Annotated in this window: 14 protein-coding genes; 6 read left to right on the forward strand and 8 right to left on the reverse strand. The window is 66.8% G+C overall.

Annotated features, from left to right (window positions below):
- Nucleotides 1-7: 7 nt before the first annotated feature.
- Genes gltX through JOF57_RS15575 form a run of 3 tightly spaced genes read right to left on the reverse strand, consistent with a single transcriptional unit; the run spans nucleotide 8 to nucleotide 3,471 of the window.
- Nucleotides 8-1,468: a glutamate--tRNA ligase gene (gene gltX / locus JOF57_RS15565; protein ID WP_209917889.1), complete on the reverse strand. Its 1,461-nt coding sequence runs from the start codon at nucleotides 1,466-1,468 to the stop codon at nucleotides 8-10.
- Nucleotides 1,468-2,271, reverse strand: a complete 804-nt coding sequence (locus JOF57_RS15570) for a fumarylacetoacetate hydrolase family protein (RefSeq protein ID WP_209917891.1) — start codon at nucleotides 2,269-2,271, stop codon at nucleotides 1,468-1,470. Before JOF57_RS15570 ends, gltX begins: the two co-directional genes overlap by 1 nt.
- 51 nt (nucleotides 2,272-2,322) lie before the next feature.
- Nucleotides 2,323-3,471 carry an alpha/beta hydrolase family protein gene (locus JOF57_RS15575; RefSeq protein ID WP_209923390.1) on the reverse strand — a complete coding sequence of 383 codons (1,149 nt, stop codon included), beginning with the start codon at nucleotides 3,469-3,471 and terminating at the stop codon, nucleotides 2,323-2,325.
- A gap of 114 nt (nucleotides 3,472-3,585) precedes the next feature.
- On the opposite strand from JOF57_RS15575, the gene JOF57_RS15580 reads away from it, so the two are divergent.
- Nucleotides 3,586-4,785, forward strand: coding sequence for an MFS transporter (locus JOF57_RS15580; protein ID WP_209917893.1), 1,200 nt, complete (start codon nucleotides 3,586-3,588; stop codon nucleotides 4,783-4,785).
- Nucleotides 4,786-4,790: 5 nt separating this feature from the next.
- On the opposite strand, the gene JOF57_RS15585 is transcribed toward JOF57_RS15580, so the two are convergent.
- Both JOF57_RS15585 and JOF57_RS15590 read right to left on the reverse strand, forming a co-directional pair.
- A complete protein-coding gene (locus JOF57_RS15585) occupies nucleotides 4,791-5,408 on the reverse strand; it encodes a dihydrofolate reductase family protein (RefSeq protein ID WP_209917895.1) in 618 nt (205 codons plus the stop codon).
- 88 nt (nucleotides 5,409-5,496) lie between these two features.
- On the reverse strand, nucleotides 5,497-6,537 hold the full coding sequence (locus JOF57_RS15590; protein WP_307870029.1) for a YeiH family protein: 1,041 nt from the start codon (nucleotides 6,535-6,537) through the stop codon (nucleotides 5,497-5,499).
- Between the two features lie 103 nt (nucleotides 6,538-6,640).
- On the opposite strand from JOF57_RS15590, the gene JOF57_RS15595 reads away from it, so the two are divergent.
- On the forward strand, nucleotides 6,641-7,555 hold the full coding sequence (locus tag JOF57_RS15595; protein WP_209917898.1) for a LysR family transcriptional regulator: 915 nt from the start codon (nucleotides 6,641-6,643) through the stop codon (nucleotides 7,553-7,555).
- A 22-nt stretch (nucleotides 7,556-7,577) separates the two neighbouring features.
- On the opposite strand, the gene JOF57_RS15600 is transcribed toward JOF57_RS15595, so the two are convergent.
- Together JOF57_RS15600 and serA are read right to left on the reverse strand one after the other, a co-directional pair.
- Nucleotides 7,578-8,588 carry a 3-isopropylmalate dehydrogenase gene (locus JOF57_RS15600; protein ID WP_209917900.1) on the reverse strand — a complete coding sequence of 337 codons (1,011 nt, stop codon included), beginning with the start codon at nucleotides 8,586-8,588 and terminating at the stop codon, nucleotides 7,578-7,580.
- The gene (gene serA, locus JOF57_RS15605; protein ID WP_209917902.1) at nucleotides 8,585-10,171 is read right to left on the reverse strand and encodes a phosphoglycerate dehydrogenase; all 1,587 of its coding nucleotides are present in this window, start codon (nucleotides 10,169-10,171) and stop codon (nucleotides 8,585-8,587) included. Before serA ends, JOF57_RS15600 begins: the two co-directional genes overlap by 4 nt.
- 60 nt (nucleotides 10,172-10,231) lie before the next feature.
- Here serA and JOF57_RS15610 point away from each other — a divergent pair, with 60 nt between their 5' ends.
- The 4 genes from JOF57_RS15610 to JOF57_RS15625 all read left to right on the forward strand — a co-directional run bounded on the left by JOF57_RS15610 (nucleotide 10,232) and on the right by JOF57_RS15625 (nucleotide 13,038).
- Nucleotides 10,232-11,662 carry a phytoene desaturase family protein gene (locus JOF57_RS15610; RefSeq protein ID WP_209923393.1) on the forward strand — a complete coding sequence of 477 codons (1,431 nt, stop codon included), beginning with the start codon at nucleotides 10,232-10,234 and terminating at the stop codon, nucleotides 11,660-11,662.
- The gene (gene wrbA, locus JOF57_RS15615; protein ID WP_209917904.1) at nucleotides 11,659-12,264 is read left to right on the forward strand and encodes an NAD(P)H:quinone oxidoreductase; all 606 of its coding nucleotides are present in this window, start codon (nucleotides 11,659-11,661) and stop codon (nucleotides 12,262-12,264) included. Before JOF57_RS15610 ends, wrbA begins: the two co-directional genes overlap by 4 nt.
- Nucleotides 12,265-12,372: 108 nt before the next feature.
- The gene (locus JOF57_RS15620) at nucleotides 12,373-12,642 is read left to right on the forward strand and encodes a hypothetical protein (RefSeq protein ID WP_209917906.1); all 270 of its coding nucleotides are present in this window, start codon (nucleotides 12,373-12,375) and stop codon (nucleotides 12,640-12,642) included.
- 57 nt (nucleotides 12,643-12,699) lie between these two features.
- Nucleotides 12,700-13,038, forward strand: a complete 339-nt coding sequence (locus tag JOF57_RS15625; protein ID WP_209917908.1) for a hypothetical protein — start codon at nucleotides 12,700-12,702, stop codon at nucleotides 13,036-13,038.
- A 72-nt stretch (nucleotides 13,039-13,110) separates the two neighbouring features.
- On the opposite strand, the gene ilvC is transcribed toward JOF57_RS15625, so the two are convergent.
- The gene (gene ilvC / locus JOF57_RS15630; protein ID WP_044517447.1) at nucleotides 13,111-14,124 is read right to left on the reverse strand and encodes a ketol-acid reductoisomerase; all 1,014 of its coding nucleotides are present in this window, start codon (nucleotides 14,122-14,124) and stop codon (nucleotides 13,111-13,113) included.
- Nucleotides 14,125-14,144: the final 20 nt, after the last annotated feature.

The raw sequence follows: 14,144 nt of genomic DNA on the forward strand, positions 1-14,144 counted from the left end.
CGGCCGCTCACCCGCGGCCCCGGGCAGCCCGCAACCGCGCCAGACTGCGGTCAGCTCCCAGCAGTTCCATCGACTCGAACAGCGGCGGGCTGATCGTCGCCCCTGTGACCGCCACACGGATCGGCCCGAACGCCTTCCGTGGCTTGAGCTCCAGACCGTCCAGAAGCGCTGTCTTGAGCGCCGCCTCGATGTTGGCGGTGTTCCACTCCCCGACGCCTTCCAAGGCGCTCAGCGCGGCGTCCAGGACCGGTGCGGACTCTTCGCGAAGTTCCTTGGCCGCTGCCTTCTCGTCGATCTCGTAGGAGTCGTCGTCGAAGAACTTCAGCAGCCCCCACGCATCGCCCAGGACGACGATGCGGGTCTGGATCAGCGCCGCGGCTTCGGCGAATGCGGCGTCGTCCAAACCGGTGTCGTGACCGTGGCCGTCGAGGTAAGCGCGCAGCCGGGCGGTGAAATCCTCTGCCGTCAGCAGCCGGATGTGCTCGGCGTTGATCGCGTCGGCCTTCTTCTGGTCGAATCGCGCCGGGTTCGAGTTGACGTCGGCCACATCGAACGCGGCCACCATCTCGTCGAGGCTGAACACGTCATGATCGTCGGCGATCCCCCAGCCCAGCAGCGCCAGATAGTTCAGCAGGCCCTCAGGCAGGAAGCCGCGGTCGCGGTGCAGGAACAGATTCGACTGCGGATCGCGCTTGGACAACTTCTTGTTGCCGTCGCCGAGAACACTTGGCAGATGGGCGAACTGAGGCACCTGCTCGGCCACACCGATCCGCATCAACGCCTGATACAGCGCGATCTGGCGCGGTGTCGATGGCATGATGTCCTCGCCGCGCAGCACGTGGGTGATCTTCATCATCGCGTCGTCGACCGGGTTGACCAAGGTGTACAACGGATCTCCGTTGGCGCGGGTGATCGCGAAATCCGGCACCGAACCCGCCGGGAAGCTCACCTGGCCGCGCACCAGATCGGTCCAGCCGAGGTCCTCATCGGGCATGCGTAGCCGCAGCACGGGCTTGCGGCCCTCGTCGGCGAACGCCCGGCGCTGCTCGTCGGTCAGGTCGCGGTCGTAATTGTCGTACCCGAGTTTCGGATTGCGCCCCGCTGCCAAGTGCCGCGCCTCGACTTCTTCGGGCGTCGAAAACGCCTCGTAGACCTCGCCGGCCGTCAGCAGGCGCGCGATCACGTCACGGTAGATCTCGCTGCGCTGCGACTGCCGGTACGGCTCGTACGGACCGCCGACCTCTGGCCCCTCGTCCCAGTCCAGACCCAGCCACCGCAGGGCGTCGAGGATCGCCGCGTAGCTTTCGTCGCTGTCACGCGCGGCATCGGTGTCCTCGATGCGGAAGACGAAGGCCCCGCCGGTGTGCCGGGCGTAGGCCCAGTTGAACAGGGCCGTGCGCACCAAACCGACGTGCGGGGTGCCGGTCGGCGACGGGCAGAACCTCACCCTGACATTTGAACTGGTCATCACTTTCCTTTACGCACAACGGGATTGGTAAGGGTGCCGATGCCTTCGACGGTGACGCTCACGGTGTCCCCGTCTTCGATCGGGCCCACCCCCTCGGGGGTTCCGGTAAGGATCAGGTCACCCGGCAGCAGCGTCATCACGGCCGAGACCCACTCGACGATGGCACCGATGTCGTGGATCATCAGCGAGGTCCGGCTGCGCTGGCGCACTTCGCTTTCGCCGGCCGAGCCGGCAATCCCGTGTGCGACCTCGGTGCGGATCTCCAGATCCGAGGGGTCGAGGTCGGTGACGATCCACGGGCCCGCGGGGCAGAAGGTGTCGTGCCCCTTGGCCCGCATCCACTGGCCGTCCTTGGCCTGCTGGTCGCGCGCCGAGACGTCGTTGGCAATGGTGTAGCCCAGGATGTTCTCGGCGGCCCGCGCGGCGGGCACATCCTTGCAGGGCCGCCCGATGACGATCGCCAACTCGCCCTCGTGATGAACCGGATTGGCGTCGGCCGGCAGCTGGATCGGCACGTTGGGCCCGATGATCGCGGTGTTGGGTTTGAGGAAGATCACCGGATCCTCGGGAGCTGCCCCGCCCATCTCTGCGGCGTGGGCCTCATAGTTCTTGCCCATGCAGATGACCTTGCTGGCCAGGATGGGTGCCAGCAGGCGGACGTCGGCCAGCGGCCAGCTCCGTCCGGTGAACGTGGGGTTGCCGAAGGGGTGCTCGGCAATCTCTTTGCAGACGGCATCGGCACCGTCGCCTTCAACACTGACGAAAGCGACGCCGTCGGGACTGGCAATTCGACCTAAACGCATTTGACCAGGGTAGTGCGCAGCGTCAGCGTGAACGCCCCGAGTCGGTTTTCGTCATTGCCCGTCGAACAGCGAGGCCAGAAACGGTGTGGAGTCCGGGACCGAGGCCAGCACGGTGCCGGAGTGATCCTCGTCGGGATAGACCTTGAGTGTGACGTCCTGGCCGTTGGCGCGTAGCTGATCGGCAAGCTGCTGCGACATGTTCGGCGGGACATCGCGGTCCAGCAGTCCGACGCCGAGGAAGATCGGCCGGTCGTAGCCGCTGGTCGGCGTGCCCAGGTAGGCGTCGAGCGCCTCGGTCAGCCCGGGCAGGCTGGCCAGTGGCGCGCGGAAGTACGCGATCGGCGTCATACCGGTGAGCTGCTGGTCGAGTTGCGGCTTGCACAGCGTCTCCGCCTTGGCGACCGCGTCCAGCCCAGCGGGGGTGAGCACGCTGTCGATGTCGAGATCGGGCCGAGCCTCCCGCACCCCGGCCAGGATGTAACCGGTGTAGCTGTTGGCCGCGGGTCCCGTGTTCGGCGGCAGCGCCATGTCCGGCCCGGCCTGCTTGACGATGCCCTCGACATTGAACGGTGTCCCGGTCGCCACCACGCCGCGGTAGTCCAGCCCGGTGCCGCGGCTGAATTCGGTGGCCCAGCGCGCGCTGTTGACCGCGGCGCCGCCGCCCTGCGACTGGCCCACGATGGCCCATCTCGGTGACAACGGCAGATCCATCTGGTGCATGGCGATCACCGAATCGACGACGCTGTGCGCGGTGGCCACGCTGTTGAGGTAGCTCATCAGGCCGGGGGTGCCCAGCCCGGCATAGTCGGAGCCGACAACGGCGTAACCCTGGTCGAGCCAGTGCGTCAGGTATTCGACATCCCGACCGCTGCGCGGCTGCGCCGAGGGAGCGCAATCGTCGCCGAGTCCTACGGTGCCGTGTGCCCACGCGATCGTCGGCCAGCCGCCCTGGGGCGCCTGGCCATGTGGAATGAACACCGCCGCGGTGCTGACAGCCGGTGAATCGTGCTGATCGACAGTTGAATAGAGGATGCGGTAGGCACGCTGCGCACCCGGAACCGACAGCGCGGGATCCAGCGGAGCGGTCTCGATCAGGCTGCCGGGGGTAGGAATCGGCGCGTCGTAGTGACGGACATCCAAGCCGGACCAGTCCGGCTCGGCCGCCGACGCGGTGGGTAGGACCACGAATCCACACATCATCACGACGGCTACCGCCGGCCACAGTTTCACGGGCACAGCGTATTGCACGCGTGCGGTGTCTCATATTGTGGAATCAAAGTTCAATATCTTGGGACGCCGTGGAACGATGCACCCATGCCCGTTTCGTCGATCAGCACGTTCCGCCGCTGGTCGATGCTGGCGATCGCACTGGCGGCCACCACCTGCGCCAACGTATTCATCAACGGCGCGGCGTTTCTGATTCCAACGCTGCACGCCGAGCACGGTCTGGATCTGGCCAAAGCAGGTCTGCTGTCATCGATGCCGAGCTTCGGGCTCGTCCTCACCCTGATCGCGTGGGGCTACGTCGTCGACCGGGTGGGCGAACGGATCGTGTTGACGGTGGGCTCGGTCTTGACTGCCGCAGCGGCGTTCGGCGCGGCTTCCGCGGATTCCCTGGTGATGGTCGGGGTGTTCCTACTGCTGGGTGGAATGGCTGCGGCCAGCAGCAATTCGGCCAGCGGGCGGGTCGTGGTCGGCTGGTTTCCGCCCGAGCAACGTGGGCTGGCGATGGGAATCCGGCAGACCGCAACGCCCTTGGGCGTGGGCTTGGGCGCATTGGTCATTCCACGCGTGGCCGAATCCCATGGCGTGGCAATCGCATTGCTGTTCCCTGCCATCCTGTGCGTCCTGTCCGCGGCGATTTGTGCTGTGGGAGTACTGGATCCACCACGACCGCCCCGTCATGAGGCGCCGGCCGAACACCTGGCCAACCCCTACCGGGGCTCGAACGTGTTGTGGCGCATCCATGCCGTGTCGGTGCTGCTGGTGGTTCCCCAGGGCCTGGTCTGGACGTTCACCCTGGTGTGGCTGATGAGCGATCGGGGTTGGTCTGCCGCGTCGGCCGGCACACTGGTCACCGTGGCCCAGTTACTGGGCGCCGCTGGGCGGATCGCCGCGGGCCGGTGGTCCGATGTGGTTGGGCTACGCCTACGGCCCATCCGGGCCATCGCGTTGGCCGCGGCTGCGACGATGGGCCTGCTGGCACTCACCGATTGGCTGGGTTCGCCGGTCAGTGTTGCGCTGATCGTGATCGCGTCGGTGATCACGGTGTCCGACAACGGTTTGGCGTTCACGGCGATCGCCGAGATCGCCGGACCGTTCTGGAGTGGACGCGCGCTGGGCACCCAGAACACCAGTCAGCACCTGGCGACGGCCAGCTCGGCACCGTTGTTCGGTGCGCTGATCGGTGTGGCCGGATACCCGGCGGCTTTCGCGGTGTGTGCGTTGTTGCCGTTGTTGGCGGTGCCGCTCGTGCCGGCTGACCCGATGGATGAAGAGCGACCGGCCCGATGAGCCGCTTACCCCGCTGACTGTTCACCCATGTCCCCCGTCCCGGGCACCCCGTCGACAAGCCCGTACTGCAGGTACACGATCCCGCCCGGGCTGGCGACCGGCGGCTGCAGCAGTGCGACGTTGGTCGGCACGGCGCCACCGTCGAACACCTTCTTCCCGACGCCGAGCACGATCGGGTGCACCCACAGATCGATCCGGTCAAAGAGCTTCTCGCGCAGCAGCGTTTGCACAAAGTTCAGGCTCCCGACGACCTTGACCTTCTGGTGGCGGTCCCGGATGTCTCGCACCGCGCTCACCAGGTCCGGCCCCACCAAAGTGGACCCCGACCACGAAAGTGCCGGTGCGCCACGGGACGCCACGTATTTCGGAATGCTGTTGAACAGCGTGCCGAACTCATCATCCTGGCCCGGCCAGTGCGCGGCGAAGATGTCATAGGTCCGGCGGCCGAGCAGCAGTGCGTCGGTTCCTTGGTATGCGGTGTCGACCTGCGCTCCGGAGACCTCATCGATCAGCGGCGCTTGCCAACCACCGAACGGGAACCCGTCGGGGTCTTCGTCGGGGCCACCCGGTGCCTGCCCGACGAGGTCCAGGGTGGTGAACAGTTCGATATCGATGACGCCCATGTCATGCTCCCGATGGGTTGATTGGCTCAGTTATTGGATAGACCTGCGGTCAGCGGCATATTCATCGCCGCTGACCGCACCAACCTGGTCAGCTCCCGATCAGCACCACACCGGCCAGGGCGATGACGGCGACCCACACCGTCGAGACCGTCGCCAGCACGAAGGGGCGAACGCCGACCTTGCGCAGGGTCGTGAAGTGGACGCCCACACCCAGAGCGAACATCGCGGCCGTCAGGAGTGCGGTCTGGACGACCTTCGCTTCAGCCAGGAGTCCGGCGGGCACCAGTCCCGTCGATCGCAGTGTCACGCAGGCCAGAAAGGCAATCACGAACAGCGGCACCAGCGGTGGCCGGACGCTGCCGGCTTCGTCGCGCGCCAGCCGTCGTTGCCGCACGCTGACCACGGCCATCACCGGAGCCAGCATCAGCACCCGGGCGAGCTTGACCACCACGGCGGCGCCGAGTCCCGCACTGCCGATAGCACTCCCGGTGGCAACCACCTGGGCGACCTCATGGATCGAACCACCCGCCCAGAGTCCGGCCTGATGGTCGCTGAGCCCGATCAGGTTGGACAGCAACGGAATCGCCGGGATCATCAGGGTGCCGAAGATGACGACCAACGCCACCGCGGTGATCACCTCTTCCTCCTCGGCGTCGATGACACCGTCGACGGCCGCGGCCGCGGCGGCCCCGCAGATGGAAAAACCGCACGCGATCAGTAGCCGCTGAGTCCAGCTGAGACCGAGGAATCTGCCCATCAGCATCGTGCCGCCGATACCCAGCGCCACGATGGCGACGACCATGACGATCACTCCCCAGCCGAGTTTGAAAATGTCACCGATCATCAACTGCAGACCGAGCAGCGCCACGCCGACCCGCAACAGTCGCTTGGAAGAGAACTGCAGCCCGGGGGCCAGCTGCTGCGGCACGTTCACGATGTTCGCCAGGATGACGCCCAGAACGATGCCCACAAGGAGCGGACTGACCGCCGGTACGAGCTTGCTCACTGCCAGGGCGACCGCGGTACCGATCGCGCACACCGTGAGGCCAGGGGCAAGTCCCGCCACTGCGGCGGCCGGTGGGGCCGACAGCACATTCGGGCTCGGGTGACTTTCTTGTGCGCTCTTCACACGTCCAGCGTCCAGCACATGTGAACCCGCCGGTAGCACCCCATTTTACATAGCGGCCATATCAATCTGATCTATCTGTTCGGACATGGCATATCATCGACATATGTCCCGGCTCCCGGATCTGGATGTACTCGAGTTGCTGGTCTGTGTGGATGATTACGGCAGCCTCAGCGAGGCCAGTCGTAAAGTCGGTATGGCCCAACCTAATTCGAGCCGCGCCATCAAACGATTGGAGCGGAGATTCGGTGTACCGCTGCTACAGCGCAGCACCACCGGATCGACGCTGACCGCGGAGGGCACTGTGGTGGCGCACTGGGCGCGAGAAATCGTGCGTACCGCCCATCGGCTGCTCGACGTCGCAGAGGGTTTACGGGTGGAACGGTCTGCCGAACTGACTGTCGCGGCCAGCATGACGGTGGCCGAGCACCTGATGCCCCGATGGCTCGGGCAGTTCCGCGAAGAGAACCCGACCGTGAACATCCATCTGCAGGTCCACAATTCGACCGAGGTGCTCGCCCGGATCGCTGCCGGAACCTGTCATGTCGGGTTCATCGAATCTCCGCAGGTGCCGCGCGGCGTCCATTCACTCACCGTCGCGCGGGACCGCCTCGTACTCGTGGTCAACGCGGACCACCCGTGGGCACGCCGGCGACGCCCCCTGACGATTGCCGAACTCGCCGCGACGCCACTGCTGGTACGCGAACCCGGTTCAGGTACCCGTACCACGCTCGAGATCGCGCTGGAAGGTTACGAGCTCGCCCCGCCCCTGCTCGAACTGGGAAGTGGCGCGGCGATCCGTACCAGCGTCCTCAACGGCGTCGGGCCCGCCGTCCTGAGTTCACTCACCGTGGCAGACCAGGTCAAAGCAGGGGATTTGCGCCTGGTTGACGTGGCCGGGCTCGACCTCACCCGCTCGCTGCGCGCGGTGTGGCGACCTCCGCGCCAACTCGACGGCCCTGCCGGGCAACTCGTCCGGCTGGCCCGTCGGGACGGACACGACACCAGAGACGAGGACTGAGGCAGAGCCGCCGGTTCAGCGTTTACAGCAGGGACAGGATCCGCTCGCCGACCGCGGCGGTCGACAACGCAGCGTCGCCGCGGGTGGCCAGGTGCTCACTGACAGCCTTGTCGACCCGCCCCGCTGCATCGGTCTCGCCGAGGTGGGTCAGCAGCAGCGCCACGCTCATCACCGCGGCGGTCGGATCGGCGATCCCCTGCCCGGCGATGTCGGGCGCGCTGCCGTGCACCGGCTCGAACATCGACGGGTTGGTGCCCGTCGCATCGATGTTGCCCGAGGCGGCCAGGCCGATACCGCCGGAGACCGCGGCCGCCAGGTCGGTGATGATGTCGCCGAACAGGTTGTCGGTGACGATCACGTCGAAGCGGCCGGGATCGGTGACCATGTGGATGGTTGCGGCATCGATGTGCTGGTATGCGGTCTCGATGTCCGGGTATTCCGCACCGATCTCATCGACGGTGCGCTTCCACAGCGAGCCGGCGAACGCCAGCACATTGTTCTTGTGCACCAGCGTGAGGTGTTTGCGTCGCGCGCGGGCTTTCTCGAACGCAAAACGCACCACTCGCTCCACACCGAACCGGGTGTTGGTGGACACCTCGGTGGCAACCTCGTGCGGGGTGCCCACCCGGATCGCGCCGCCGGTTCCGGTGTAGGGACCTTCGGTGCCCTCGCGCACCACCACGAAGTCGATCTCCGGGTTGCCGGCCAGCGGGCTGGAAACCCCGGGGAACAACTTCGACGGCCGCAGGTTCACGTGATGGTCCAACGCAAATCGCATGTTGAGCAGCAAGCCGCGTTCGAGCACGCCACTCGGTACGGAGGGATCCCCAATGGCGCCCAACAGGATTGCGTCGTAACCCTTGAGCTCGTCGACGAACCCTTCGGGCAGGGTCTCCCCGGTCGCGTGATAGCGGCGCGCGCCCAGGTCGTACTCGGTCCGGTCCACACCGGGCAGAACGGCGTCGAGCACCTTCAGTGCCTCGGCGATGACCTCGGGACCGATGCCGTCGCCGGCGATTACAGCGAGTTTCATGACAGGTCGACCACTTCCAGCGTCGTGGCGGCGACCGCGGCGGTGATCGCGGCGCGCACATCCTCGGGCACATCGGTATCCAGGCGCAGCATCACGATGGCGTTGTCGCCGTCGACGTCCTGGCTCAGCTGCGCGGCCAGAATGTTGACGTCCGCCCCGCCCAGCAGGGTGCCGATCTTGCCGAGTGCGCCGGGCTGATCGCTGTAGTGGACGATGAGGTTGAATCCCTCGGCACGCAGATCGAAGCTGCGCCCGTTGATCTGGACGATCTTCTCGACCAGCTGCGGCCCGCTCAACGTGCCCGCCACGGTCTGCGCGCTGCCGTCGGCGTGCACGGCACGTACTTCGACCACGCTGCGGTGGTTGGGGCTCTCGGTGGCAGTGCTGATCTCGGCGGTCACCCCGCGGGTGGCGGCCAGGGTCGGGGCGTTGACGAACGTCACCTGCTCATCGACCACCGCGGAGAACAGCCCACGCAGCGCCGACAGCTTCAGGATCTCGACGTCCTCGGACGCCAGCTCGCCGCGCACCTGCACCGACAGCGACACCGGAGCCGCATCGGACAGGGCGCCGACCAGCAGGCCGAGCTTGCGCACCAGATCCAGCCACGGCGCCACCTCTTCGCCGACGGCCCCGCCGCCCACGTTGACGGCATCGGGCACGAACTCGCCGGCCAGCGCCAGCTTCACGCTCGCGGCCACATCGGTGCCGGCCCGGTCCTGCGCCTCGGCGGTCGAGGCACCCAGGTGGGGGGTCACGACAACCTGGGGCAGCTCGAACAGCGGGCTGTCGGTGCACGGTTCGGTGGAGAAGACGTCCAGGCCGGCGGCACGGACGTGGCCGCTGTTGATCGCATCGGCCAGGGCCTGCTCATCGATCAGGCCGCCGCGGGCGGCGTTGACGATGACGACGCCCGGCTTGGTCTTGGCCAGGTTCTCCTTGCCGAGCAGGCCGGCAGTCTCCTTGGTCTTGGGCAGGTGCACCGAGATGAAGTCGGCGCGGCCGAGCAGCTCGTCGAGCGGCAGCAACTCGATGCCGAGCTGGGCTGCACGGGCCTGCGAGACATAGGGGTCATACGCGACGATGTGGGCGCCGAAGGCGGCCAGGCGCTGGGCGACCAGCTGCCCGATGCGGCCCAGGCCGACGACACCGACCGTCTTGTCGAAGATCTCGACACCGGAGAACGACGAGCGCTTCCAGGTGTGATCGCGCAGCGTCGCATCGGCGGCAGGGATCTGCCGGGCCGCGGACAGCAGCAGGGCGAGGGCATGCTCGGCGGCGCTGTGGATGTTGGAGGTCGGCGCGTTGACCACGAGCACCCCGCGGGCGGTCGCGGCGTCGACGTCGACGTTGTCCAGGCCGACGCCCGCGCGGGCAACGATCTTGAGTTTGGGGGCCGCGGCGATGACCTCGGCGTCCACCGTGGTGGCGGAGCGCACCAGAAGCGCGTCGGCCTCGGGCACGGCAGCGAGCAGCTTCTCGCGGTCCGGACCGTCAACCCACCTGACCTCTACCTGGTCACCGAGGGCGGCAACGGTCGATTCAGCGAGCTTGTCGGCAATCAAAACAACGGGGAGACTCACGCGGACAGCCTAATGTGTGCGCCCTACCACAGCGGAACCGCGTGCGGTGTACTGATGGGCGTGGACGTCACCATCGTCGGCAGCGGACCCAACGGTCTGTCCGCGGCCGTCATCTGTGCCAGGGCCGGATTGTCGGTACGCGTCATCGAAGCGCAGCCCACCGCGGGCGGTGGCGCGCGCACCCTGGGAGACCCGGAATTCCCCGGGGTCAGCCACGACATCTGTTCCGCGGTCCACCCGCTGGCGCTGGCGTCGCCGTTCTTCGCCGCCTACGACCTGCAGGCCCGCGGGGTGAAACTCGCGGTCCCCGAGATCTCGTACGCCAGCCCGCTGACCGACCGGCCCGCCGCGATTGGTTACCGCGACATCGAGCGCACCTGTGCCGAACTGGACTCGGGAGATTCCTGGCGACGACTGCTCGGCCCGCTGGCGGCCGATTGCGATGGCGTGGTGGGCCTCATCCTGGGCGACAAGCGGTCGATCCCCCCGTCGCTGGGTGCGGCGGTGCGCGTCGCACCCCGACTCCTGGCCCAGGGCACCCCGTTGTGGCGGTCACTGGCGGGCGAGGACGCCCGCGCACTATTCAGTGGCGTTGCCGCACATACGATTTCCACTATGCCTTCGCTGGTTTCGGGAGGCGCCGGGTTGATGTTGGCGACACTGGGGCACGCGGTGGGATGGCCGATCCCGATCGGCGGATCCCAAGCCATCCCCGATGCGCTGATCACCGATCTCACCGCACACGGCGGTGAACTGGTTCTCGGACACGAGGTCACCGAACCACCGTCGGGCGTGGTGATCTACGACACCGCACCGACCGCACTGCTGTCGATCTACGGCAAGACCCTGCCGCCTCGCTACGCCCGGGCGTTGACCCGCTACTCCTACGGACCCGGGGTCGCGAAGGTCGATTTCGTGCTGAGCGGCGAGATTCCTTGGCGTGACCCGCGTCTGGCCCAGGCGCCGACGCTGCATCTGGGCGGTAGCCGAGCGCAGATGGCACTGGCCGAGTCCGAGATCGCCGCGGGCCGTCACGCCGAGTGGCCCATGGTGCTGGCCGCGCTCCCCCACATCGCCGACGTGTCCCGCGTCGACGACGCCGGTCGTCGCCCGATGTGGACCTACGTGCATGTACCCAACAATTCGACGCTCGACATGGCCGCGACCGTGACCGACATCATCGAACGGTTCGCCCCGGGCTTCAGAGATCTGGTGGTCGCGGTGCGCAGCGTGCCGGCTTCCCGGATGGATGAACACAACGCCAATCTTGTCGGCGGGGATATCGGTGTCGGCGGCAACAACATGGCCAGCGCCTTGCTGGGCCCCACCCCACGGCTCGACCCATGGACCACACCGATCCCCAAGGCCTACCTGTGCTCGTCGGCCGCGCCGCCCGGCGGTGGTGTGCACGGGATGGCCGGCTTCTACGCGGCCCGCACGGTGCTGAAACGCGAGTTCGGGATCGTGGACCTGCCTAAGCTGAAACCATGACTCAGCCCAAGGTCGCCGTCATCTACTACTCCGCTACCGGGCACGGCACCACCATGGCCAAGCGCGTCACCGCCGCCGCCGAGTCCGCGGGTGCCGAGGTGCGGTTGCGCCCCGTCGCCGAAACCCGGGATCCGGAGTCCTTCGCCCACAATCCGGCCTGGGCCGCCAATTACCAAGCCACCAAGGATCTACCCGCGGCCACCGGTGACGACATCGTGTGGGCGGATGCGGTGATCTTCGGCTCCCCCACCCGATTCGGTTCGGTCGCTTCGCAGTTGCGCAGTTTCCTCGACTCGCTGGGCGGGCTGTGGTCGGAGGGCAAGCTGGCCGACAAGGTCTACGCCGGATTCACCTCGACCAATACTGCCCACGGCGGTCAGGAGACCACGCTGCTGACGCTCTACGTCACGCTCATGCACTGGGGCGGGATCATCGTGCCGCCCGGGTACACCGACCCGCTCAAGTTCGTCGACGGCAACCCGTACGGCGCGAGCCTGATCGCCAATCACGACAACATCGGCGAATTCGACGACGCCACCTACGATGCGCTCGATCACCTGGCCCGTCGGGTCGTCAGCGTGGCGGCACGGCTGGGTTCGTAGCGACTCTCTGACGTGGTGGCCCAATGCGTGTAATCGGGCCAGGGCCGGGTGCCGGCGTCCTACAGTCGACTTGGACAAGCGGTGGATTCAAGCCGGGGAGGTGACGAGGTGACGACTCGATACCTGCAGCAAGTGGCGACCGTCTGCGGAGCGGTCGTCGTGTCGGCGGTGGTCGCGTCATGCGGCTCGGGGATACCTGTGCCGAATATTGAAGAAGACGTCACGATCCCGCAGATGACGATCGGCGAGACGATAACGGGTGAGCCGGAACGCCCCGCCGGTGACACTGAAACCCCGACGACGCCGCCGACGACGCCCGAGATCCCGAAGGCCACCCCGCCGTTCACCACCCCGCCGCAGGTCGCCGTCCCGCACTGACTGCGGACAGACGATTTGGTGCGCCGGCACCCAGTGGCCGGCCCTTAGATTTGAGCGGTGAACACTGGCATCGCGAGGTTGGTGGGATCCGTCCCGCACACGGACCGGATCATGAAGTTGTTCGCGGTGGGCGACATGGAGCTCTATCACGTGAGCCCACCGTTGCACGGCTACAACGTCGTCGCCGCGTCACGACAGTCGTGGGCCATGGGTGCGCAATACATCTACCCGGACGGCCGGATCGAGCCGCCCGAGCCCGACGATCCAGTGTCCACCGAGCTGTACGGCGTCGTCGGTGAAGGGCTGCAGATCGACAGCACCGAGAAACTCCCGGGCAGCGCGGACGGCAGAAGTGTGGCCCGCACGCTCGCCGCGCTCGGTTACACGATCATCTAGAACGCGAAAGGCCAGTTACTGCACGCTTTTTTGTGAATCGCGTGCAATAACTGGCCGGTCGGCGATAGAAAGTTAGGCCGTTTCGGTGATCGGCCGGTCGACCCAGCTCATCAGGTCGCGCAGCTGCTTGCCGGTGACCTCGATCGGGTGCTCGGCGTTGGCCTTGCGCAGCGCCTCGAGCTCCTTGTTGCCGCCCTCGACGTTGGCGACCAGGCGCTTGACGAAGGTGCCGTCCTGGATGTCGGTCAGGATGTCCCGCATCCGCTGCTTGGTGTCGGCATCGATGACACGCGGGCCCGACAGGTAGCCACCGAACTCCGCGGTGTCGGACACCGAGTAGTTCATCCGGGCAATACCGCCCTCGTACATCAGGTCGACGATGAGCTTGAGCTCGTGCAGCACCTCGAAGTAGGCCATCTCCGGGGCGTAGCCCGCCTCGACCATGACCTCGAAGCCGGCCTTGACCAGCTCTTCGGTGCCACCGCAGAGCACGGCCTGCTCACCGAACAGGTCGGTCTCGGTCTCTTCCTTGAAGGTGGTCTTGATGACGCCGGCGCGGGCACCACCGATGGCGGCGGCATACGACAGCGCCAGGGCCTGGCCCTCACCCTTCGGGTCCTGATCGACGGCGATCAGGCAGGGCACACCCTTGCCGTCGACGAACTGGCGACGGACCAGGTGGCCGGGGCCCTTGGGGGCAACCATGCCGACGGTGACGTTGGCCGGCGCCTTGATCAGGCCGAAGTGGATGTTGAGGCCGTGGCCGAAGAACAGCGCGTTGCCATCCTCCAGGTTGGGCTCGATGTCGTTCTTGAAGATCTCGGCCTGCGCGGTGTCGGGCGCCAGGACCATGATCACGTCGGCCCACTTGGCCACCTCGGCCGGGGTGTCGACCTCAAGGCCCTGCTCCTCGACCTTGACGCGGGACTTCGAGCCCTCTTTCAGACCGACCTTGACCTGCACGCCCGAGTCGCGCAGCGACAGCGAATGCGCGTGCCCCTGGCTGCCGTAGCCGATGACGGCGACCTTACGACCCTGGATGATCGACAGGTCCGCGTCGGCGTCGTAAAACATCTCAACTGCCATGCGAAATTTTTCCTTCTCTT

The organism is Mycolicibacterium lutetiense (assembly GCF_017876775.1).
Taxonomy (GTDB): Bacteria; Actinomycetota; Actinomycetes; order Mycobacteriales; family Mycobacteriaceae; genus Mycobacterium; species Mycobacterium lutetiense.